The 22,263-nt window shown below is 72.7% G+C and carries 20 protein-coding genes; 18 read left to right on the forward strand and 2 right to left on the reverse strand.

What is annotated here, in order from left to right; all coding sequences use genetic code 11:
- The first annotated feature begins 1 nt into the window (after position 1).
- From IE106_RS19805 to IE106_RS19860, 12 genes are all read left to right on the forward strand, one after another.
- Positions 2 to 1,432 carry a UDP-N-acetylmuramoyl-tripeptide--D-alanyl-D-alanine ligase gene (locus tag IE106_RS19805; protein WP_189535842.1) on the forward strand — a complete coding sequence of 477 codons (1,431 nt, stop codon included), beginning with the start codon at positions 2 to 4 and terminating at the stop codon, positions 1,430 to 1,432.
- Positions 1,429 to 2,499, forward strand: a complete 1,071-nt coding sequence (mraY, locus tag IE106_RS19810) for a phospho-N-acetylmuramoyl-pentapeptide-transferase (RefSeq protein ID WP_189535844.1) — start codon at positions 1,429 to 1,431, stop codon at positions 2,497 to 2,499. Before IE106_RS19805 ends, mraY begins: the two co-directional genes overlap by 4 nt.
- Complete coding sequence (gene murD / locus IE106_RS19815) at positions 2,481 to 3,929, forward strand: UDP-N-acetylmuramoyl-L-alanine--D-glutamate ligase (RefSeq protein ID WP_189535846.1); 1,449 nt, start codon at positions 2,481 to 2,483, stop codon at positions 3,927 to 3,929. The genes mraY and murD overlap by 19 nt, the downstream gene beginning before the upstream one ends.
- 49 nt (positions 3,930 to 3,978) lie before the next feature.
- Positions 3,979 to 5,514, forward strand: a complete 1,536-nt coding sequence (gene ftsW, locus IE106_RS19820) for a putative lipid II flippase FtsW (RefSeq protein ID WP_229840597.1) — start codon at positions 3,979 to 3,981, stop codon at positions 5,512 to 5,514.
- A gap of 6 nt (positions 5,515 to 5,520) precedes the next feature.
- Positions 5,521 to 6,609 (forward strand): undecaprenyldiphospho-muramoylpentapeptide beta-N-acetylglucosaminyltransferase, encoded by a 1,089-nt coding sequence (gene murG / locus IE106_RS19825; protein WP_189535848.1) that lies wholly within the window; start codon positions 5,521 to 5,523, stop codon positions 6,607 to 6,609.
- Positions 6,610 to 6,642: 33 nt separating this feature from the next.
- Positions 6,643 to 7,455, forward strand: a complete 813-nt coding sequence (locus IE106_RS19830; RefSeq protein ID WP_189535850.1) for a cell division protein FtsQ/DivIB — start codon at positions 6,643 to 6,645, stop codon at positions 7,453 to 7,455.
- A 279-nt stretch (positions 7,456 to 7,734) separates the two neighbouring features.
- Complete coding sequence (gene ftsZ, locus IE106_RS19835) at positions 7,735 to 8,958, forward strand: cell division protein FtsZ (RefSeq protein WP_189535852.1); 1,224 nt, start codon at positions 7,735 to 7,737, stop codon at positions 8,956 to 8,958.
- A 42-nt stretch (positions 8,959 to 9,000) separates the two neighbouring features.
- Complete coding sequence (gene pgeF, locus IE106_RS19840) at positions 9,001 to 9,750, forward strand: peptidoglycan editing factor PgeF (RefSeq protein ID WP_189535954.1); 750 nt, start codon at positions 9,001 to 9,003, stop codon at positions 9,748 to 9,750.
- A complete protein-coding gene (locus IE106_RS19845; RefSeq protein ID WP_189535854.1) occupies positions 9,747 to 10,466 on the forward strand; it encodes a YggS family pyridoxal phosphate-dependent enzyme in 720 nt (239 codons plus the stop codon). Before pgeF ends, IE106_RS19845 begins: the two co-directional genes overlap by 4 nt.
- Positions 10,467 to 10,590: 124 nt before the next feature.
- The gene (locus tag IE106_RS19850) at positions 10,591 to 11,208 is read left to right on the forward strand and encodes a cell division protein SepF (protein ID WP_189535856.1); all 618 of its coding nucleotides are present in this window, start codon (positions 10,591 to 10,593) and stop codon (positions 11,206 to 11,208) included.
- Between the two features lie 65 nt (positions 11,209 to 11,273).
- Positions 11,274 to 11,570, forward strand: a complete 297-nt coding sequence (locus IE106_RS19855; protein ID WP_023589137.1) for a YggT family protein — start codon at positions 11,274 to 11,276, stop codon at positions 11,568 to 11,570.
- A 49-nt stretch (positions 11,571 to 11,619) separates the two neighbouring features.
- Positions 11,620 to 12,696 carry a DivIVA domain-containing protein gene (locus IE106_RS19860; RefSeq protein WP_189535858.1) on the forward strand — a complete coding sequence of 359 codons (1,077 nt, stop codon included), beginning with the start codon at positions 11,620 to 11,622 and terminating at the stop codon, positions 12,694 to 12,696.
- A gap of 204 nt (positions 12,697 to 12,900) precedes the next feature.
- Here IE106_RS19860 and ileS read toward each other — a convergent pair whose 3' ends face one another.
- Complete coding sequence (gene ileS, locus IE106_RS19865; protein WP_189535860.1) at positions 12,901 to 16,056, reverse strand: isoleucine--tRNA ligase; 3,156 nt, start codon at positions 16,054 to 16,056, stop codon at positions 12,901 to 12,903.
- Between the two features lie 544 nt (positions 16,057 to 16,600).
- Positions 16,601 to 17,056: a hypothetical protein gene (locus tag IE106_RS30735; protein ID WP_268255310.1), complete on the reverse strand. Its 456-nt coding sequence runs from the start codon at positions 17,054 to 17,056 to the stop codon at positions 16,601 to 16,603.
- A 268-nt stretch (positions 17,057 to 17,324) separates the two neighbouring features.
- Here IE106_RS30735 and IE106_RS30445 point away from each other — a divergent pair, with 268 nt between their 5' ends.
- From IE106_RS30445 to IE106_RS19895, 6 genes are all read left to right on the forward strand, one after another.
- The gene (locus IE106_RS30445; protein WP_229840612.1) at positions 17,325 to 17,804 is read left to right on the forward strand and encodes a TraR/DksA family transcriptional regulator; all 480 of its coding nucleotides are present in this window, start codon (positions 17,325 to 17,327) and stop codon (positions 17,802 to 17,804) included.
- Between the two features lie 57 nt (positions 17,805 to 17,861).
- Complete coding sequence (gene lspA / locus IE106_RS19875) at positions 17,862 to 18,422, forward strand: signal peptidase II (RefSeq protein ID WP_189535864.1); 561 nt, start codon at positions 17,862 to 17,864, stop codon at positions 18,420 to 18,422.
- Positions 18,423 to 18,486: 64 nt separating this feature from the next.
- Positions 18,487 to 19,428, forward strand: a complete 942-nt coding sequence (locus tag IE106_RS19880) for an RluA family pseudouridine synthase (RefSeq protein WP_189535866.1) — start codon at positions 18,487 to 18,489, stop codon at positions 19,426 to 19,428.
- The gene (locus IE106_RS19885) at positions 19,425 to 19,892 is read left to right on the forward strand and encodes a GNAT family N-acetyltransferase (protein WP_189535868.1); all 468 of its coding nucleotides are present in this window, start codon (positions 19,425 to 19,427) and stop codon (positions 19,890 to 19,892) included. The genes IE106_RS19880 and IE106_RS19885 overlap by 4 nt, the downstream gene beginning before the upstream one ends.
- Positions 19,893 to 19,961: 69 nt before the next feature.
- Complete coding sequence (locus IE106_RS19890) at positions 19,962 to 21,548, forward strand: Na+/H+ antiporter (protein ID WP_189535870.1); 1,587 nt, start codon at positions 19,962 to 19,964, stop codon at positions 21,546 to 21,548.
- A gap of 185 nt (positions 21,549 to 21,733) precedes the next feature.
- Positions 21,734 to 22,263: helix-turn-helix domain-containing protein (locus tag IE106_RS19895; RefSeq protein WP_373295963.1), on the forward strand; the 530-nt coding region annotated here is incomplete at its 3' end.

The raw sequence follows: 22,263 nt of genomic DNA on the forward strand, positions 1-22,263 counted from the left end.
AGTGATCGCCCTCTCCCTCACCGAGATCGCCGAAATCGTCGGCGGGCAGACGTACGACATACCGGATCCGGCGGTGCAGGTCACCGGGTCCGTCGTCTACGACTCCCGCCAGGTCGGGCCCGGCAGTCTCTTCGCCGCCTTCGCCGGTGAGAACGTCGACGGACACGACTACGCCGAAGGCGCCGTCGCGGCCGGAGCGGTGGCCGTGCTGGCCACCCGGCCCGTCGGCGTCCCCGCCGTCGTCGTACCCGACGTGACCGCCGCCCTCGGCGCGCTCGCCCGCACCGTCGTCGAACGGCTCGGGACCACCGTCGTCGCCCTGACGGGCTCGGCCGGCAAGACCAGCACCAAGGACCTCATCGCGCAGCTCCTCCAGCGCAAGGGCCCCACGGTCTGGCCGGCCGGCAACCTCAACAACGAGATCGGCCTCCCGGTGACCGCCCTGCGGGCCACCGAGGAGACCCGGCACCTCGTCCTGGAGATGGGCGCCCGCGGCGTCGGCCACATCCGGTACCTCACCGAGCTGACCCCGCCCCGCATCGGCCTCGTCCTCAACGTGGGTTCCGCCCACATCGGCGAGTTCGGCGGCCGCGAGCGGATCGCCCTGGCGAAGGGCGAGCTCGTCGAGGCCCTCCCGTCCGCCGAGGAGGGCGGCGTGGCCGTCCTCAACGCCGACGACCCGCTCGTGAAGGCCATGGCGTCCCGCACCACGGCGCGCGTGGTCTTCTTCGGCGAGTCCGCGGAAGCGTCCGTACGCGCCGAAAATGTCCGTCTCACAGAGAACGGACAGCCCTCTTTCAGTCTTCACACACCCACCGGGTGCAGCGACGTGACCATGCGCCTGTACGGTGAGCACCACGTGTCGAACGCGCTCGCCGCGGCCGCCGTCGCCCATGAGCTGGGCATGCCCGTGCACGAGATCGCCGTCGCGCTCTCCGAGGCGGGCTCCCTCTCCCGCTGGCGCATGGAGGTCACCGAGCGTCCGGACGGTGTGACGATCGTCAACGACGCCTACAACGCGAACCCCGAGTCCATGCGGGCCGCCCTGCGCGCGCTGGCCGCCATGGGCGAGGCCGCACGGGCCAAGGGGGGGCGCACGTGGGCGGTGCTCGGCCTGATGGCCGAGCTCGGCGACGAGGCGCTCGCCGAGCACGACGCGGTCGGACGGCTCGCCGTCCGGCTCAATGTCGGCAAGCTCGTCGCAGTCGGGGGCAGGGAAGCGTCCTGGCTGCAACTGGGCGCATATAACGAGGGTTCGTGGGGTGAGGAGTCGGTGCACGTGTCCGACGCGCAGGCGGCGATCGACCTGTTGCGCAGTGAACTGCGTCCGGGTGACGTCGTGCTGGTGAAGGCTTCCAGGTCGGTCGGGCTCGAGCGGGTCGCCCAGGCACTGCTCGGGAACGCCACCGAGGGCGAGGTCGCCGACCGATGAGGCAGATCCTCTTCGCGGGGGCCATCGGGCTCTTCCTGACCCTGATCGGCACGCCGCTGCTGATCAAGCTCCTGGCCCGCAAGGGATACGGGCAGTTCATCCGGGACGACGGCCCGCGCACGCACGGCAGCAAGAAGGGCACGCCCACCATGGGCGGCATCTCCTTCATCCTGGCCACGCTCATCGCGTACGCCCTGGCCAAGGTCATCACCGGCGAGGACCCGTCGTACTCGGGCCTCCTGGTGCTGTTCCTGATGGCCGGCATGGGCCTCGTCGGGTTCCTCGACGACTACATCAAGATCGTCAAGCAGCGGTCGCTCGGTCTGCGGGCCAAGGCCAAGATGGCCGGGCAGCTGATCGTCGGCATCGCCTTCGCCGTGCTCGCGCTGCAGTTCTCCGACAAGCGCGGACTGGCCCCGGCCTCCACCAAGCTGTCGTTCATCACCGACTTCGGCTGGACCATCGGCCCGGTGCTGTTCGTCGTCTGGGCGCTGTTCATGATCCTGGCGATGTCGAACGGCGTGAACCTGACGGACGGTCTGGACGGCCTCGCCACCGGCGCGTCGGTGATGGTCTTCGGCGCGTACACGTTCATCGGGCTCTGGCAGTTCCAGGAGTCCTGCGCCAACGCCAAGACGCTCACCAACCCGAGCGCCTGCTTCGAGGTGCGCGACCCGCTCGACCTCGCCGTCGTGGCCTCCGCGCTGATGGGCGCCTGCTTCGGCTTCCTGTGGTGGAACACCTCGCCCGCGAAGATCTTCATGGGTGACACCGGATCGCTCGCCCTCGGCGGCGCCCTCGCCGGCCTCGCCATCTGCTCCCGCACGGAGCTGCTGCTGGCGATCCTCGGCGGCCTCTTCGTCCTGATCACCCTCTCGGTGGTCATCCAGGTCGGCTCCTTCCGGATGACCGGCAAGCGCGTCTTCCGCATGGCGCCGCTCCAGCACCACTTCGAACTCAAGGGGTGGTCGGAAGTGCTCGTCGTGGTCCGTTTCTGGATCATCCAGGGGATGTGCGTCATCGTGGGTCTCGGCCTCTTCTACGCGGGATGGGCAGCCGACAAGTGAGCACCGAAGCAGCGGACTGGCAGGGCCGGAAGGTCACCGTCGCCGGACTGGGCGTGAGCGGCGTGCCCGCCGCCCGCGTCCTGCACGGCCTGGGCGCGCGCGTCACCGTCGTCAACGACGGCGCCGACGAGCGCGCCCGCGCCCAGGCGGCCGGACTGGAGGCCGAGGGGATCACGGTCCGCCTCGGGGACGGCGACACGCTGCCCGAGGGCACCGAACTGATCGTCACCGCCCCCGGCTGGCGCCCCGACAAGCCGCTGTTCGCCGCCGCGGAGGCGGCCGGCGTCCCCGTCTGGGGCGACGTCGAACTGGCCTGGCAGCTGCGCGGCCTGGGCGGCCGGAAGCCCGCCCCCTGGCTCGCGGTCACCGGCACCAACGGCAAGACGACGACGGTCCGCATGCTCGCCTCCATCCTGGAGGCGGCCGGCCTGCGGACCGCCGCCGTCGGCAACATCGGCGTCTCCCTCCTCGACGCCGTCCTCGGCGACGAGGAGTACGACGTCCTCGCCGTCGAGCTGTCCAGCTACCAGCTGCACTGGGCGCCGAGCGTGCGCGCCCACTCCGGGGCCGTGCTCAACCTGGCCCCGGACCACCTCGACTGGCACGGCTCCATGGAGGCGTACGCCGCCGACAAGGGCCGCGTCTACGAGGGCAACACCGTCGCCTGCGTCTACAACGCCGCCGACGGGGCCACCGAGGACCTGGTCCGGAAGGCCGACGTGGAGGAGGGCTGCCGCGCGATCGGCTTCACCCTCGGCACGCCCGGCCCGTCCCAGCTCGGCCTCGTCGACGACATCCTCGTGGACCGCGCGTTCGTCCCGAACCGCCAGAAGCAGGCCCAGGAGCTGGCGCAGGTCTCCGACGTGAACCCGCCGGCCCCCCACAACATCGCCAACGCGCTCGCCGCGGCGGCCCTCGCCCGCGCCTTCGGCGTGGAGCCGGCGGCCGTCCGCGAGGGCCTGCGGAACTTCCGCCCCGACGCCCACCGCATCGCGTACGTCGCGGAGGTCGGGGGGGTCGCGTACGTCGACGACTCCAAGGCCACCAACACGCACGCCGCGGAGGCCTCGCTCGCCGCCTACGACCCGATCGTCTGGATCGCCGGCGGCCTCGCCAAGGGCGCCACGTTCGACGAGCTCGTCGCGAAGTCGGCGGAGCGGCTGCGGGGCGTCGTCCTCATCGGCGCCGACCGCGCCCTGATCCGCGAAGCCCTCGCGCGACACGCCCCGCAGGTGCCGGTGGTCGACCTCGACCGGACCGACACTGGGGCGATGGCGGCGGCGGTCCGGGAGGCGGCGCGGCTCGCCCGGCCGGGGGACACCGTGCTCCTCGCCCCGGCCTGCGCCTCGATGGACATGTTCGTCAACTACAACAAGCGGGGCGAGGCGTTCGCGGACGCCGTCCACGCGCTCGCCGCCAAGGACGCCTGACCGGCCGCCGGGTCCGGCGCGCCGGACACGACTGGAGGGGACAGCGACCATGCCGGCCGACGACACCGCAGCCCCGGCGCCCGCGCTCGCGCGGGCCCGGGCGGCAGCCGACGCCCTCGCCGTGCGGCTCGCGGCCGCAGGCCGGCGCCTCGCGGCCCCGGCCGCCCCGCCGCGCCCGCCGGCCGCCGCCGGGGCGTGGGCGCCCGTCGGGGCCGGCCCGCGCCTCGCGCCCGGGCTCGCCCGGCGCACCCGCACGACGGCCCTCCGCAAGGCCGCCGTGCCGCGCGGCAGGCCCCGTACGCGGCCCTCGGGCACCCCCGGTCCGCCGCGCGGCTCGGGCGTGCGGGGGCTGTACGAGCGGGCGCGCCGCGCCTGGGACCGGCCGCTCACGGCGTACTACGTGATCCTCGGCGCCAGCATGCTGATCACCGTGCTCGGCCTCGTCATGGTCTACTCGGCGTCGATCATCAAGGCGCTGGAGCTGTCCCTGCCGGCCACGTACTTCTTCCGCAAGCAGTTCCTCGCCGCCGTCATCGGCGCCGCCCTGCTCCTGTTCGCCTCCCGCATGCCGGTCAGGCTGCACCGCGCCCTGGCGTACCCGCTGCTCGTGGTCACGGTCTTCCTGATGGTCCTGGTCCAGGTCCCGGGGATAGGGCACGCGGTCAACGGCAACCAGAACTGGCTGTACCTCGGCGGCCCCTTCCAGCTCCAGCCCAGCGAGTTCGGCAAGCTGGCGCTGATCCTGTGGGGGGCGGACCTGCTCGCCAGGAAGCAGGACAAGCGGCTGCTCACGCAGTGGAAGCACCTGCTCGTGCCGCTCGTGCCCGTCGCGTTCCTGCTGCTCGGGCTGATCATGCTGGGCGGCGACATGGGCACCGCGATCATCCTCACGGCCATCCTCTTCGGCCTGCTGTGGCTGACCGGCGCGCCCACGCGGCTGTTCGCCGGCGTCCTGGGCGTCGCCGCCGTCATCGGCGTGGTGCTCATCCGGGGCAGCGCCAACCGCATGGCGCGGGTCGCCTGCCTGGGCGCCACGGATCCCGGCCCGGGGGACGCCTGCTGGCAGGCCGTCCACGGGATCTATGCTCTGGCGTCCGGCGGATGGTTCGGTTCCGGCCTGGGGGCGAGTGTGGAAAAATGGGGCCAACTCCCCGAACCACACACCGACTTCATCTTCGCCATCACCGGGGAGGAACTGGGGCTGGCGGGGACGCTGTCGGTGCTCGCCCTGTTCGCGGCTCTAGGCTATGCGGGTATTCGCGTGGCCGGACGCACGGAGGACCCCTTCGTGAGGTATGCCGCGGGAGGTGTGACCACCTGGATCACGGCCCAGGCCGTGGTCAACATCGGTGCGGTGCTCGGCCTGCTGCCGATCGCCGGTGTCCCCCTCCCGCTGTTCTCCTACGGGGGCTCCGCCCTGCTGCCGACCATGTTCGCCGTCGGGTTGCTGATCGCCTTCGCGCGAGACGAGCCCGCCGCGAAAGCGGCCCTGGCCGGCCGGGAGCCCCGTTTCGGCGGCCGGACCGGGGTGAGTTGGATGTCGATGCGACGGCGCGTCAAGAAGCGCCCGTCCGGAGAGCGGTGAATTTCGGTGCATGTCGTACTCGCCGGCGGGGGGACCGCCGGCCACATCGAGCCCGCGCTCGCCCTCGCGGATGCCCTGCGCAGGCAGGACCCGACCGTGGGGATCACGGCCCTCGGCACGGAGCGGGGCCTGGAGACCCGGCTCGTGCCCGAGCGGGGCTACGAGCTGGCGCTCATCCCCGCCGTACCGCTGCCGCGCAAGCCCACCCCCGAGCTGATCACCGTTCCCGGGCGGCTGCGCGGCACGATCAAGGCCGCCGAGCAGATCCTGGAGCGCACCAAGGCGGACTGCGTCGTCGGCTTCGGCGGCTACGTGGCGCTGCCCGGCTACCTGGCCGCCAAGCGGCTGGGCGTGCCCATCGTCGTCCACGAGGCCAACGCCCGGCCCGGCCTGGCCAACAAGATCGGCTCCCGGTACGCCTCCGCGGTCGCCGTCGCCACGCCCGACAGCAAGCTGCGCAACGCCCGGTACATCGGCATCCCGCTGCGCCACTCCATCGCGACCCTCGACCGCGCCCGGGTCCGCCCCGAGGCGCGGGCGGCCTTCGGCCTCGACCCCAACCTGCCCACGCTGCTGGTCTCCGGCGGCTCGCAGGGCGCCCGGCGCCTCAACGAGGTCGTCCAGCAGGCCGCCCCGGTCCTCCAGCGGTCCGGGATCCAGATCCTGCACGCGGTCGGCCCGAAGAACGAGGTGCCGCACGTCGACAACATGCCCGGTATGCCGCCTTACGTCCCGGTATCGTATGTGGACCGGATGGACCTCGCGTACGCGGCGGCCGACATGATGCTCTGCCGCGCGGGCGCGATGACCGTCGCCGAGCTCTCCGCCGTCGGCCTCCCCGCCGCGTACGTCCCGCTGCCCATCGGCAACGGCGAGCAGCGGCTCAACGCCCAGCCGGTGGTCAAGGCCGGCGGCGGCCTGCTGGTCGACGACGCCGAGCTGACCCCCGAGTGGGTCCAGGGCAGCGTCCTGCCGGTGCTCGCCGACCCGCACCGGCTGTACGAGATGTCCCGCGCCGCCGCCGAGTTCGGCCGTCGGGACGCCGACCAGTTGCTCGTCGGCATGGTCCACGAGGCGATCGCGGCACGCCGGTAGGGGCGCGCCCCGGCTGAGGGAAGGGCAGGGAGCATGGCCGGACCGACGACCGCCGAGCGCGGCGCCAAGAGGGCCGCGGGCGCGTCGCCGGGCCGGTCCCCCAAGGGCCTCGGCCCGGAGCGCGGCGGGGGCGTGCGCGCCCTTCCGGCGCGCTCCCGCGCCCTGCTCCTCGCCCTCGCCGCCCTCACGCTCGCCGGCGGGGTGCTCTGGCTGCTGTACGGCTCCCCGTGGCTGCGCGTCGAGCACGTCTCCGTGTCCGGTACGCGTGTCCTGGCGCCCGGCCAGGTCCGCTCCGCGGCGGCCGTCCCCGTCGGCTCGCCGCTCGCCTCCGTCGACACGGACGCCATCGAGGGGCGGCTGCGGCGCGCCCTGCCGCGGATCGACTCGGTCGAGGTCGTCCGCTCGTGGCCGCACGGAATCGGTCTCGAAGTGATCGAACGCGAACCTGTCCTGCTGGCCCAACAGGGCGGAAAATACACCGAAGTGGACGCGAAGGGCGTCCGTTACGCCACGGTCGACACCGCTCCCGCCGGGGTGCCCCTGCTCCGCCTGCCCGCCGGGCGCTCGCCCAGTCTGCGCCGTTTCGACGCCGACCGCTTGACCCGGGAGGCGGTGGACGTGGTGGCCGGGCTCCCGCAGGAGATCGGCCGCGACCTGAGGTCCGTCCGCGTCCGCTCGTACGACTCCCTCACCCTGGAGCTGACGGGCGGCCGCACGGTGTTCTGGGGGAGCGGGGAGGAGGGCGAGACGAAGAAGCGCGCGCTCCTGGCGCTGATGAAGGCGGTACCCAAAGCGGGGCACTTCGACGTGAGCGCCCCGAGCGCCCCCGCGGCGTCGCGGAGTTGACGTACATACGCGCTGGCCAGCACCCTGGTTGGTCAGCGCCATGGGTGATCACATAGGGTGAAAAGAAAAACGGGAGGTTCGGCGTGTTCGTTGAACGCGCGCCACTCGTCGACTTAGTGTCCTGTTCGGAAGAGTGCAGGGAGCAGGCACACTGGTAACCCTAAACTTCAACGTTAGGGTTTGGGTCGGCGATTCGGACCGTCCCTTCGGCATCCGCCGTCGCGGCGCGCCACGCAGCGCGAAGCGGCGGCACGTAACTCGAGGCGAGAGGCCTTCGACGTGGCAGCACCGCAGAACTACCTCGCAGTCATCAAGGTCATCGGTGTCGGCGGCGGTGGTGTCAATGCCATCAACCGAATGATCGAGGTCGGTCTCAAGGGCGTCGAGTTCATCGCGATCAACACGGACGCGCAAGCCCTGTTGATGAGCGACGCCGACGTCAAGCTGGACGTCGGCCGCGAACTCACCCGCGGCCTCGGGGCCGGGGCCAACCCGGCAGTCGGTCGCAAGGCGGCAGAGGACCACCGCGAGGAGATCGAGGAGGTCCTCAAGGGGGCCGACATGGTCTTCGTCACCGCCGGCGAGGGCGGCGGCACCGGAACCGGCGGCGCGCCCGTCGTCGCGAACATCGCGCGTTCCCTCGGCGCGCTCACCATCGGTGTGGTGACCCGCCCCTTCACCTTCGAGGGCCGGCGCCGCGCGAACCAGGCGGAGGACGGCATCGCCGAGCTCCGCGAAGAGGTCGACACCCTCATCGTCATCCCCAACGACCGGCTGCTGTCCATCTCGGACCGCCAGGTCAGCGTGCTGGACGCGTTCAAGTCCGCCGACCAGGTGCTGCTCTCCGGCGTCCAGGGCATCACGGACCTCATCACCACCCCGGGCCTGATCAACCTCGACTTCGCCGACGTCAAGTCGGTCATGTCCGAGGCCGGTTCGGCGCTCATGGGCATCGGCTCCGCCCGCGGCGACGACCGCGCCGTGGCCGCCGCCGAGATGGCGATCTCCTCGCCGCTCCTGGAGGCGTCCATCGACGGCGCCCGGGGCGTGCTGCTCTCCATCTCCGGCGGCTCCGACCTCGGCCTGTTCGAGATCAACGAGGCCGCCCAGCTGGTCAGCGAGGCCGCCCACCCCGAGGCCAACATCATCTTCGGCGCCGTCATCGACGACGCCCTGGGCGACGAGGTGCGGGTCACGGTCATCGCGGCCGGCTTCGACGGCGGCCAGCCGCCCGCCCGGCGCGACAACGTGCTGGGCGCCTCGGCGGCCAAGCGCGAGGAGCCCGCCGCGCCGGCGCCCCGCGTCTCCGAGCCCTCCCGCTCCGCGAGCGGCGGGCTCGGCACGGTCCCGGTCCGCGAGGAGCCCCCGGCCCCTCCGGCCGAGCCCGCCCCGGCCGCCGTCGAGACGCCCCTCTCGACCGCCACGCCGCCGTCGATCCCGACGACGCGCCCGTACCCGGACAGCCAGGCGGAAGAGCTGGACGTCCCGGACTTCCTGAAGTGACGGACGCGAAGTGACCCTGACGTGATAGCGCGGCACGAGACCGTGGACGGCGCGCACTTCGCCTTCACCGACCGGTGGGGCGGGGTGAGCGCCGTTCCGTACGAAGAGCTCAACCTCGGTGGCGCCGTGGGCGACGACCCCGCCGCCGTACGGCAGAACCGGAAGATCGCGGCCGACGGGCTGGGCGTCGACGCCGGGCTGGTCGTGTGGATGCGCCAGGTGCACGGCCGGACCGTGCACGTGGTCGACGGGCCCTGGCCGGCGGAAGTGGAAGTTCCGGAAGGCGACGGCGTCGTCACCGCCCGACGGGGGCTGCCGCTCGCGGTCCTGACCGCCGACTGCGTCCCCGTTCTCCTCGCCGACCCGGCCGCGGGCGTCGTGGCCGCGGCCCACGCGGGGCGCCCCGGCATGGTCGCCGGGGTCGTCCCGGCGGCGGTCGAGGCCATGATCGCGCTCGGGGCGGAGCCGTCCCGGATCGTCGCCAGGACCGGCCCCGCCGTCTGCGGACGCTGCTACGAGGTCCCGGCGGCCATGCGGGACGAGGTCGCCGCCGTCGAGCCGGCCGCCCGGGCCGAGACCTCCTGGGGAACCCCGGCCGTCGACGTGGTCGCCGGGGTCCACGCCCAGCTGGAGCGGATGGGCGTCCGGAACAGGCGGGCCTCCGGGGTCTGCACCCGCGAGTCGGAGGACCACTTCTCGTACCGCCGCGACCGCACCACGGGACGACTCGCGGGATATGTCTGGTTTGACGGGGGAGCCGCCCGGCCGGGGTCGGGGGAGGACAGGACATGACGGACCGCAGGACCGAGCTCGCCGAGAACCTCGCGCGGGTGGAGGAGCGCATCGCCGCGGCGTGCGCGGCGGCCGGGCGCGCACGCGAGGACGTGACCCTGATCGTGGTCACCAAGACCTACCCCGCGAGCGACGTCCGCATCCTCGCCGAACTCGGCGTCCGCCACGTCGCGGAGAACCGGGACCAGGACGCGGCCCCCAAGGCCGCCGCGTGCGCGGACCTCGATCTGACATGGCACTTCGTCGGTCAGCTCCAGACCAACAAGGTGCGCTCCGTGGCCGGTTATGCCCAGGTTGTGCAGTCGGTCGACCGGTTGAAGCTGGTTTCGGCGCTGTCGACGGCCGCCGTGCGGGCCGGGCGGGAGCTGGACTGCCTGCTCCAGGTCGCGCTCGACGCCGAGGCGGGCGAGCGGGGGGAGCGCGGGGGCGTCGCGCCCGAGGGTGTCGAGGAGTTGGCGGCCGCGGTCGACGACGCGCCCGGGCTCCGGCTCCGCGGACTGATGACGGTGGCGCCGCTGGCCGGCCCGTACGCGGGGCGGCAACGTGCCGCGTTCGAGCGGCTGATGGAATTCTCGTCCCACCTGCGTGTGAACCGCCCGGCTGCGAACATGGTGTCGGCGGGGATGAGTGCGGATCTGGAGGACGCGGTGGCGGCCGGGGCGACACATGTGCGCATCGGTACGGCGGTGCTCGGAGTCCGTCCCCGGCTCGGGTAACGTCGCGAAGCAAGTCGGACCACAGTAGAAAATATGGTCATTTCCGCCAAATGGCGGTCAGGCCCAGTGGATCGCGGGCGCGACCCGACGTTGCCGATCCACCACAGAGCGGAGGAATCGGAGAATGGCCGGCGCGATGCGCAAGATGGCGGTCTACCTCGGCCTCGTGGAGGACGATGGGTACGACGGCCGGGGATTCGACCCCGATGACGATTTCGAACCCGAACTCGAGCCGGAGCCCGAGCGTGACCGGCGCCACCACCAGCCCCCCCGCCAGGTGGAGCGCGAGGAGTCGGTCCGTGCGCCGGTAGTGCAACCCCCGGTTCAGCGCGATCCCGTTCCGCTTCCCGCTGAAAGCGGACGACCCGCCCGAATCGCCCCCGTGGCGTCCATCACACCTGAACGCCCGAGCCTGGAGAAGAGCGCACCGGTGATCATGCCCAAGGTCGTGTCCGAGCGGGAGCCCTACCGCATCACCACGCTGCACCCGCGGACCTACAACGAGGCCCGTACCATCGGGGAACACTTCCGCGAGGGCACGCCCGTGATCATGAACCTCACGGAGATGGACGACACGGACGCGAAGCGACTTGTCGACTTTGCCGCCGGTCTCGTCTTCGGGCTGCATGGCAGCATTGAGCGAGTGACGCAGAAGGTGTTCCTGTTGTCGCCTGCTAACGTCGATGTCACGGCGGAGGACAAGGCCCGCATCGCAGAGGGCGGATTCTTCAACCAGAGCTGAGACACGACACCGGGAACGGCCCGGCCGAGAGGCCGGTAAGAGAGCCAGGGGAGAGGGAACGCGGGATGGGTATCGCACTACAGGTGATCTACATCGCGCTGATGTGCTTCCTGATCCTGCTGATCTTCCGGCTGGTCATGCAGTACGTCTTCCAGTTCGCCCGTTCATGGCAACCCGGCAAGGCGATGGTGGTCGTCCTGGAGGCCACCTACACTGTCACCGATCCACCACTGAAGCTTCTGCAGCGGTTCATCCCACCGCTGCGTCTCGGGGGCGTGGCACTCGACCTGTCCTTCTTCGTTCTGATGATCATCGTCTACATCCTGCTCAACATCGTGGGTACCTTCGCGATGAGGGTGTGAGCGATACGGTCCTGCCGACTGCCGACGACTACGTAGAGGTGAAGAAGAGATGCCGCTGACCCCCGAGGACGTGCGGAACAAGCAGTTCACGACCGTCCGTCTCCGAGAAGGCTACGACGAGGACGAGGTCGATGCCTTTCTCGACGAGGTCGAGGCCGAGCTGACCCGCCTGCTCCGAGAGAACGAGGATCTGCGCGCGAAGCTGGCCGCCGCGACGCGTGCCGCCGCGCAGAACCAGCAGCAGCAGGCGATGCGCAAGCCGCCGGAGCAGCAGGAGCGCCCGGTCGGCCCCGGCGGTCCGGGGGGCCCGGTGCCCGCCGCCATATCCGGTCCGCCGGTCCAGCAGCAGCCCCCGCAGATGGGTCCCCCCCAGCTGCCCGGTGGTGCTCCCCAGCTGCCGGCCGGTCCCAGTCACGGCGGACCGCAGGGTCCGCACGGCCCCGGACCCATGCAGGGCGGCCCCATGGGCGGCCCGATGGGTGGACCCATGGGTGGTCACGGTCCGGGGATGCCCCAGCAGGGGCCCGGCGGCGACAGCGCTGCGCGCGTTCTGTCGCTGGCCCAGCAGACTGCCGACCAGGCGATCGCGGAGGCCCGCTCCGAGGCCAACAAGATCGTCGGTGAGGCCCGGTCGCGCGCCGAGGGCCTGGAGCGGGACGCCCGCGCCAAGGCCGACGCGCTGGAGCGGGACGCGCAGGAGAAGCACCGCGTCGCGATGGGCTCCCTGGAGTCCGCCCGCGCCACGCTGGAGCGCAAGGTCGAGGACCTGCGCGGCTTCGAGCGCGAGTACCGCACGCGACTGAAGTCGTACCTGGAGAGCCAGCTGCGTCAGCTGGAGAGCCAGGGCGACGAGTCGCTGGCCCCGCCGCGCACGCCGTCCGCGGCCCCGTCGCTGCCGCCGTCCCCGTCGATGGCGTCGGCCGGTGCGAACGGCCCGTCGTACGGCGGCAACCAGCCGATGGGCGGCTCCCCGACGATGGGCGGCGGCCCGTCGTACGGCGGCCAGCAGCAGATGTCGCCCGCGATGACGCAGCCGATGGCACCGGTGCGGCCCCAGGCCCCGCAGCCGATGCAGCAGGCCCCGTCGCCGATGCGCGGTTTCCTCATCGACGAGGACGACAACTAGGAGCCGAAGGCAGTCGGCCACCCCCGGGGGCCCAGGACACACGTCCTGGGCCCCCGGGCCTTTTGCCGTCCCGGGGCGGACGGGCCCCGGCGCCCCGGGGCGGTCGCCGCCGTCTTCGGAGGGGACGGGAAAGCCCCGGCCGCGGACGGCCGGGGCTTTCCGGGGGCGTCGTCCCCGGGGTCCGGGGCGTCACCCCCGGGGGGGTCACGCCTTGTGCAGGCGGAAGACCAGGGACAGCGCCTCGTCCGTGAACGGCTCGCCGAACGTCCCGTCGCCCTCACCGCGCGCGAAGTCCGTGGCCAGGACCTCCTCCGCGATGAGCCCCGCGTGCTCCTCCAGGGCGGACGCGACCTCCGCGTCCGTCGACGACCAGCGCAGCGCGATCCGGTCCGCGACGTCCAGGCCGCTGTTCTTCCGGGCCTCCTGGATCAGCCGGATCGCGTCCCGCGCCAGGCCCGCCAGCCGCAGCTCCGGGGTGATCTCCAGGTCCAGTGCGACGGTCGCGCCCGCGTCGGAGGCCACCGACCAGCCCTCGCGGGGGGTCTCCGTGACGATGACCTCCTCGGGGGTGAGCGTGATCGTCTCGCCGTTCACGTCCAGCGTGGCCCCGCCCTCCCGCAGCGCCAGCGACAGCGCCGCCGCGTCCGTGGCCGCGATCGCCTTGGCCACGTCCTGGACGCCCTTGCCGAACCGCTTGCCCAGCGCCCGGAAGTTCGCCTTCGCCGTCGTGTCGACCAGCGACCCGCCCACCTCGGAGAGGGACGCCAGCGAGGAGACGTTCAGCTCCTCGGTGATCTGGGCGCGCAGCTCGGGCGACAGCGACTCGAAGCCGGCCGCGGCGACCAGCGCCCGCGACAGCGGCTGCCGGGTCTTCACGCCGGACTCCGCGCGCGTGGCGCGGCCCAGCTCGACCAGCCGCCGGACGAGCGCCATCTGCTGCGACAGCGTCGGGTCGATCGCCGACAGGTCCGCCTCGGGCCACGTCGACAGGTGCACCGACTCCGGAGCGCCCGGCGTCACCGGCACCACCAGGTCCTGCCACACCCGCTCGGTGATGAACGGGGTCAGGGGGGCCATCAGGCGCGTGACGGTCTCCACGACCTCGTGGAGCGTGCGCAGCGCGCCCTTGTCGCCCTGCCAGAACCGGCGCCGCGACCGGCGCACGTACCAGTTCGACAGGTCGTCCACGAACGCGGACAGCAGCTTGCCGGCGCGCTGCGTGTCGTACGCCTCCAGCGCCTGCGTCACCTGGTCGGTCAGCGCGTGCAGCTCGCTCAGCAGCCAGCGGTCCAGGACCGTGCGCTCGGCCGGGGCGGGGTCGGCGTCGGACGGGGCCCAGCCCGCCGTGCGCGCGTACAGCGCCTGGAACGCGACGGTGTTCCAGTAGGTGAGGAGCGTCTTGCGGACGACCTCCTGGATCGTGCCGTGGCCGACGCGGCGGGCCGCCCACGGGGAGCCGCCGGCCGCCATGAACCAGCGGACCGCGTCCGCGCCGTGCTGGTCCATCAGCGGGATGGGCTGGAGGATGTTGCCGAGGTGCTTGGACATCTTCCGGCCGTCCTCGGCCAGGATGTGGCCCAGGCACACGACGTTCTCGTAGCTCGACTTGTCGAAGACGAGGGTGCCGACCGCCATCAGCGTGTAGAACCAGCCGCGGGTCTGGTCGATGGCCTCCGAGATGAACTGCGCCGGGTAGCGCTTCTCGAACAGCTCCTTGTTCTTGTACGGGTAGCCCCACTGCGCGAACGGCATCGAACCCGAGTCGTACCAGGCGTCGATGACCTCGGGCACGCGGGTCGCGGTGAGTCGGCAGCCCTCGTGGGTGCACTCGAACGTGACGTCGTCGATGTACGGGCGGTGCGGGTCCAGGTCCGACTGGTCGGTGCCGGACAGCTCGGTCAGCTCCGCGCGCGAGCCGACGCACGTGAGGTGGCCCTCCTCGCAGCGCCAGATCGGCAGCGGCGTGCCCCAGTAGCGGTTGCGGGAGAGCGCCCAGTCGATGTTGTTGTTCAGCCAGTCGCCGAAGCGGCCGTGCTTGACGGAGTCCGGGAACCAGTTGGTCGCCTCGTTCTCCTCCAGGAGCCGGTCCTTGACCGCGGTGGTGCGGATGTACCAGGAGGGCTGCGCGTAGTACAGCAGCGCCGTGTGGCAGCGCCAGCAGTGCGGGTAGCTGTGCTCGTACGCGATGTGCTTGAACAGCAGGCCGCGCGCGTCCAGGTCGGCGGTCAGCGCCTCGTCGGCCTTCTTGAAGAACACGCCGCCGACGAGCCCGAGGGACTCCTCGAACGTGCCGTCGGGGCGGACCGGGTTCACCACGGGCAGGCCGTACGAGCGGCAGACCCTGAGGTCGTCCTCGCCGAACGCCGGCGACTGGTGGACCAGGCCCGTACCGTCCTCGGTGGTGACGTACTCGGCGTTCACCACGTAGTGGGCCGGGGCCCCGCCGTCGGCCGCGGCCGGGAACTCGACCAGGTCGAACGGGCGCCGGTACGTCCAGCGCTCCATCTCCGCGCCCGTGAAGGTCCGGTCCGTGGCCTCCCAGCCCTCGCCCAGGGCCTTCTCCAGCAGCGGCTGGGCGACGACCAGCTTCTCCCGGCCGTCCGTGGCCACCACGTACGTCACGTCGGGGTGGGCGGCGACCGCCGTGTTCGACACCAGCGTCCACGGGGTCGTCGTCCACACCACCAGGGACGCCTCGCCCGCGAGGGGGCCGGACGTCAGCGGGAAGCGGACGTACACGGACGGGTCGACGACCGTCTCGTAGCCCTGCGCCAGCTCGTGGTCCGACAGGCCCGTGCCGCAGCGGGGGCACCAGGGCGCGACGCGGTGGTCCTGGACCAGCAGGCCCTTGGAGAAGATCTCCTTCAGCGACCACCACACGGATTCGACGTACTCGGGGTCCATCGTCCGGTAGGCGTCGTCCAGGTCGACCCAGTAGCCCATGCGGGTCGTCAGCTCGGCGAACGCGTCGGTGTGCCGGGTCACGGACTCGCGGCACTTGGCGTTGAACTCGGCGATGCCGTACGCCTCGATGTCCTTCTTGCCGGAGAAGCCCAGCTCCTTCTCGACGGCGAGCTCCACGGGCAGGCCGTGGCAGTCCCAGCCGGCCTTGCGGGCGACGTGGTAGCCGCGCATGGTCCGGAAGCGGGGGAACACGTCCTTGAAGACGCGGGCCTCGATGTGGTGGGCGCCCGGCATGCCGTTGGCCGTGGGCGGCCCCTCGTAGAACACCCACTCCGGGCGTCCCTCGGACTGTTCGAGGCTCTTGGCGAAGACCTTGCTCTCGCGCCAGAAATCGAGCACGGCGTGCTCGAGCGCGGGCAGGTCGACCTGGGCGGGTACCTGGCGGTACTGCGACATCGAATCCTCCGGCGGACAGGTTCGTCGTTCCGTCGGAGGGACGAGAGCGACTGCTCCCGCGGTACCACCCTCCTTGGCGCCGGCCACACGGGTCCGGCACCCCCTCATTCGGGTCGCGAAGCCGGTTCTACTGACCTCTCGCCGGTGGGCGGGCCCACGGTCCGAGGCGTTCTTCCGGCGGCTCCGGGGTGATGCTTCACGTCGGGCTCGCCCCCGGGCTCTCACCGTCCCCGGGTCGCTCATGGCCGCGTGCGACGCTACTGGTCCCCATCCACGCCTTTCGCTGCGCCCAGTGTACGGGCCTGCGCGGACACCGGCCGACACGATGGGCGGGGCGGGACGGCGGGCGGGGGTGACCCGGACGGGCGCGCCCGGGACGGGCGGCTTCCGGGCGGGGCGCGCGACCGGTCGCCGGGCCGTGGGGCGGGGGGCGCGGGCCCCGCGGGCTCGCCTGGTCGGGTACCGGGTGCCCGGTACGGGCGGCGTGCCCCGTTGCCGCGGGACCGGAGTCGATTTATCGTCCCAGCACGATTCGCGCGCAAGATCACAATATGTGAAGGGGCCGCGGCATGGTGGCGAAGAAGACCGCCGTCGAGAGGACGGCGCCCACGCGGTCGGCCCCGGGCGAGCCCACGGAGGGCGGCGGGAGGGCCGCGGCGCCGGAGGCCGGGGCGGCGCCGTCCGGGGGAGCGGCGGCCCGGAAGCGGGCGGCGAAGAGGGCCCCGGAGAAGAGCGCCCCGGCGGAGGAGGCCCCGGCGAAGAAGGCCCCGGCGAAGAAGGCCCCGGCGAAGAAGACCTCGGCGAAGAAGGTCCCGGGGAGGGGGGCCGCCGCCGAGGAGCCGCAGCCGAAGAAGACCGCCGCCAAGGCGCCGCCGGCCGCGGCGGCCGGGAAGGCGCCCACCCGGAAGACGGCCGAGGGGAAGTCTCCCGCCGGGAAGTCCCCCTCCGGGAAGGCGGCGACCGGGAAGGCGGCGGCCGGGGAGGGGCCGGCTCCGGACAAGGCCGCGACCGGGAAGGCCCCCGCCCGGAAGAAGGCCGCCGGGAGGGCGCCGTCGGCGGAAGCGGGTGCGAAGGAGGCGTCCGCCGGGAAGGCATCAGGTCGGAAGGCGGTTGTCTCCGGGGCGGCCGGTGGGGCCGCGCGGGGTGGGGAGGAGGCCGCCGGGGTGTCCGGGGGCGCTGAGGTGGGTAAAGCGGCTGGGGCCGCTCGTACGGGTGGGAAGAGGGCCGCCGGGGGTGCGGCCGAGGCTGAACAGACAGGAGCCAGGACGGTGGCAGCGAAGAAGACGGCTGACGTGACCACGGCGGCCGGCGGGGCCATGCCCACGGCCCGCGGAGTCGCCGAGGCGGTGCCCGGGGAGCTCGCCGTACGGCCGGGCGAGGAGCCGTGGACGCCGGAGGAGGTCACGGAGGCCCGCGCCGAGCTGGAGGGCGAGGTCCGCCGCCTGCAGCAGGAGCTCGCCCTGTCCGAGGAGGCCCTGTCGGGGCTGATGCGGGACTCCGGTGAGGGCGCCGGCCACGACGAGGCCGACACCGGCACCAAGAACATCACGCGCGAGCACGAGATGGCCCTCGCCGCGAACGCCCGCGCGACGCTGGAGCAGACCCAGCACGCGCTCCAGCGGCTCGACGCCGGTACGTACGGGCTGTGCGAGGTCTGCGGCAAGCCCATCGGCAAGGCCCGCATGCAGGCGTTCCCGCGGGCCACCCTGTGCGTGGAGGACAAGCAGAAGCAGGAGCGGCGCGGCTGACCCGTACGCGTGTGCCGTACCCTCGTCACAGTCAGGTACCTAGGTTGAGGGACTCACGTGACAGAGGCGGAGCACGGCATCGGTACGCCGGACGTTGACGACGGGGCCGAGGCGTCCGCCGAGCGGCCCAGGGGCCGGCGCAGGGTCGTGGCGCTCCTCGCCATGGCCCTCGTCGCCTACCTGCTGGACCTCGGCAGCAAGATGCTCGTCGTGGCGAGGCTGGAGCACCGCGACCCGATCGTGATCGTCGACGGCCTGCTGAAGTTCGAGGCCGTGCGGAACCCGGGCGCGGCGTTCGGCATCGGCGAGGCGTTCACCGTCGTCTTCACCGCGATCGCGGCCATCGTGATCGTCGTGATCGTGCGGCTGGCGCGCAAGCTGTACAGCCTGCCCTGGGCGATCGCGCTGGGCCTGCTGCTGGGCGGCGCGCTCGGCAACCTCACGGACCGGATCTTCCGCGCGCCGGGCGTGTTCGAGGGCGCGGTGGTCGACTTCATCGCGCCCGCGCACTTCGCGGTGTTCAACCTCGCGGACTCGGCGATCGTCTGCGGCGGCTTCCTCATCGTGATCCTCTCCTTCAAGGGCCTGGACCCCGACGGGACCGTCCACAAGGACTGAGCGGCTGCCTCCGGTCGTCCACAGGTCCGACCGGGCACGGCCGCCGACAAGGCATACTCGACGGGTGAGCACGATTCCCGAGATCCGTACGCTGCCCGTTCCCGACGGCCTGGAAGGCGAGCGCGTCGACGCCGCCATCGCCCGCATGTTCGGGTTCTCCCGCACGAAGGCGGCCGAGCTGGCCTCGGCCGGGAAGGTCCTCGTCGACGGCGTCGCCGTCGGCAAGTCCGAGCGGGTCACGGGCGGCGCCTGGCTCGAGGTCGAGATGCCCGGCGCCCCCGCGCCGGTGCAGATCGTCGCGGAGCCGGTCGAGGGCATGGAGATCATCCACGACGACGACGACATCGTGGTGATCGTGAAGCCGGTCGGCGTCGCCGCCCACCCCAGCCCCGGCTGGACCGGCACGACCGTGATCGGCGGCCTGGCCGCCGCCGGGTACCGGATCTCCACCTCGGGCGCCGCCGAGCGCCAGGGCATCGTCCACCGCCTCGACGTGGGCACCTCCGGCCTGATGGTCGTCGCCAAGTCGGAGCGGGCCTACACGCTGCTGAAGGCGCAGTTCCGCGAGCGGGTCGTCGACAAGCGGTACCACGCGCTCGTGCAGGGCCACCCCGACCCGCTGAGCGGCACGATCGACGCGCCCATCGGCCGCCACCCGAACCACGACTACAAGTGGGCGGTCACCGCCGAGGGCAAGCCCTCCGTCACGCACTACGACCTGATAGAGGCCTACCGGGCCGCGTCCCTGCTGGACATCAAGCTGGAGACGGGCCGCACGCACCAGATCCGCGTCCACATGTCGGCGCACCGCCACCCGTGCGTCGGCGACCTGACGTACGGCGCCGACCCGACGCTCGCCAAGCGGCTCCGCCTCAACCGCCAGTGGCTGCACGCCGTGCGCCTCGGCTTCGAGCACCCGTCGGACGGCCGGTGGGTCGAGTTCGAGAGCGGCTACCCCGCCGACCTCCAGCACGCGCTGGACACCATCGCCGCGGAGAGCGCGTGAGCGCCTACGCGGTACGGGAGGCGCTGAGCGAGGAGGACCGCAAGGCGGCCTTCGCGGTCCGCCACGAGGTCTTCGTCGTCGAGCAGGGCGTTCCCGAGGAGATCGAGTACGACGCGCACGACGCGACGGCCGTGCACGTCCTGGCCGTCCGCACCGCCGACGGGGCCGCCCTCGGCACGGGCCGGCTCCTGTACGGGCCGGACGCCGCGGACCGCACGGGCGGCGAGGACGGCGTGGGCGCGCTCGGCCGTCTCGCCGTCACGCGGGCCGCCCGCGGCCTCGGCGTGGGCGCGGCGCTCGTGCGGGCCGTCGAGGAGGCGGCGCGGGCGCGCGGCCTCAGGGCCGTGGACCTGCACGCCCAGACCCACGCGCTGGGCTTCTACGAGCGCCTGGGGTACGAGGCGTACGGCTCGGAGTTCCCCGACGCGGGAATACCCCACCGGGCGATGCGCCGCGCGCTCTGATCCGCGCGTGCGCGTGGCAGGGTGGAGGCCCTGACCTGGCGTTCGTGAGCGGGCGGAGGGCGTCGCACCGTGGACCAGCTGGCCCTGCTGCTCGTTCTGCTGCTCGGTGCCGTGCTGACCGTTCCGCTCGGTGACCGGCTCGGGCTGCCCGCGCCGGTGCTGATGACGCTCCTCGGGGTCGTGCTGGCGCTGCTGCCGTTCGTGCCGGACGTCGACATCCCGCCCGAGTTCATCCTGCCGCTCGTCCTGCCGCCGCTGCTCTACGCGACCGTGCAGCGCACGTCCTGGCGGCAGTTCGCGGCGAACCTGCGGCCGATCCTGCTCCTCGCGGTGGCGCTCGTCCTGGTCACGACGGCCGCCGTCGCCGCGGTCGCGCACACGGTCGTCCCCGGGCTGCCGGTCGCCGCCGCCGTCGCGCTGGGCGCGCTCGTCGCCCCGCCCGACCCGGTCGCCGCCACCGCCGTCGCCGGGTCGGTGGGCCTGCCGCGCCGCCTCGTCTCCATCCTGGAGGGCGAGGGCCTGTTCAACGACGTGACGGCCATCGTCGTCTACCACGTGGCGGTCGGCGCGGTCGTCGCCGGGACGTTCTCGTGGGCGGACGCCGGTGTGGAACTGCTGCTGTCCGCCGCCGTCGCCGTCGCCGTCGGGCTGCTCCTCGGCAAGCTGGGCGGCCGGCTGGCGGGCGCCCTGGACGATCCCACCCTGCGGACCGGGCTGACCCTGCTGGTGCCGTTCGCCGCGTACGCGCTCGCCGAGGAACTGCACGGCTCGGGTGTCCTCGCGGTCCTCGTCACGGCGCTGGTCCTGGCCGGGCACACCCTCGACGCGGACGACGTGACGGGCCGGCTCGCGGGCCGCACCTTCTGGGAGATCGTCGACACCCTGGTCACCGGGGTGGCGTTCGGCCTCGTCGGGCTGGAGCTGAGCGCGGTGCTCAGGCCGGCCGAGGGGCGCGAGCTGCGGATGCTCGGCTGGGGCGCGGTCGTCGCCGCGACCGTCGTCGGGGTGCGGCTGCTGTGGCTGCTGCCCGCCACGTGGCTGGCGAAGCGGCTGCACACGCCGGGCTCCTCGGCCGAGGAGATCCCGGTGAGCTGGCGGGAGACGGTCGTCATGTGGTGGTCGGGCATGCGCGGCGTCGCGTCGGTCGCGCTGGCGCTGGCCATCCCGCTCACCACCGACGCGGGGGAGGGGTTCCCGGCACGTGACGAGATCCTGTTCGTCGCGTTCTGCGTGATCATGACGACGCTGGTGTTCCAGGGCCTGACCCTGCCCTGGCTGGTCGGGCGGCTCGGCGTGCGCGCCGACAGCGACGCCGAGCGGCGGCTGGAGCGGGAGCTCGCGCTGCGCGCCACCCGCGCCGCCCGACGGCGCCTGGAGGAGGTCCGGCGGACCGAGGACCTCTCCGACGAGCTGGTGGACCATCTGCGGCGGCTGGCGTTCGACATCGGGGCGCGGATCAGCCCCGACGTGGTCGACGAGGAGCGGCGGGCGGCGTACGAGCGGCGGGCGCGGCGCCTGGGGACCGTCCACCGCGTCCGGCACGACATGCTGTCGGCGGCCCGCCACGAGGTGCTGGCCGCCCGGACCGAGCCGGGCGCCGACCCGGAGGTCGTCGACCGGGTGCTGCACCAGCTGGACGTCCGCAGCCTCCGCTGAGCCCGGGCGCGGGCCGCGCGGCGCCCCGGGCGGGCAAGCGGCCCGCGGGATGCACGGCGGCGCCCTCCGGTACGCGGCCTAGGTGTATTGATCACGAGCGTTGTTAACAGGGCCGGGGTCTTGATCATGGCGAAGACCTCCGGTGTGGTGGAGGTGTCTAAGCTGCACCGCACACGGAGGTTTTCGTGTCCCACCGTAATGCCCGTCTGACCGTTCACGGCAGACGGATCCTGGTCGAACGTGTGCTGTCCGGTCGTCCGGTCGCGCACGTGGCGGCCGAGATGGGCATATCGCGGCCCACCGCCCACAAGTGGATCCGCCGCTGGCGGGCCGAGGGCGAGGTCGGGCTGCACGACCGCTCCAGCAAGCCCCGAACCACACCCCATCGCACACCACCCGCGCTCGAGGCCCGGGTCTGCCGGCTGAGGACCGACCGCAAGCTCGGCCCGGCCCGCATCGGACCGGTTCTGGGCCTGCCCGCTTCGACCGTGCACCGCATCCTGGCCCGTCACGGCCTCAACCGACTGGCCTGGCTCGACCGGCCCACCGGCGTGATCGTCCGCCGCTACGAACGCGCCCGGCCGGGCGAACTCGTCCACGTCGACATCAAAAAGCTCGGCAACATCCCCGACGGCGGCGGTCACAAGGTCATGGACCGCCGCCGGCTTCTGGCAGCGGGCGAACGCCTTCTTCGCCGCCCACGGCATCACCGTCG

This window comes from Streptomyces roseolilacinus (genome assembly GCF_014649335.1).
Taxonomy (GTDB): domain Bacteria; phylum Actinomycetota; class Actinomycetes; order Streptomycetales; family Streptomycetaceae; genus Streptomyces; species Streptomyces roseolilacinus.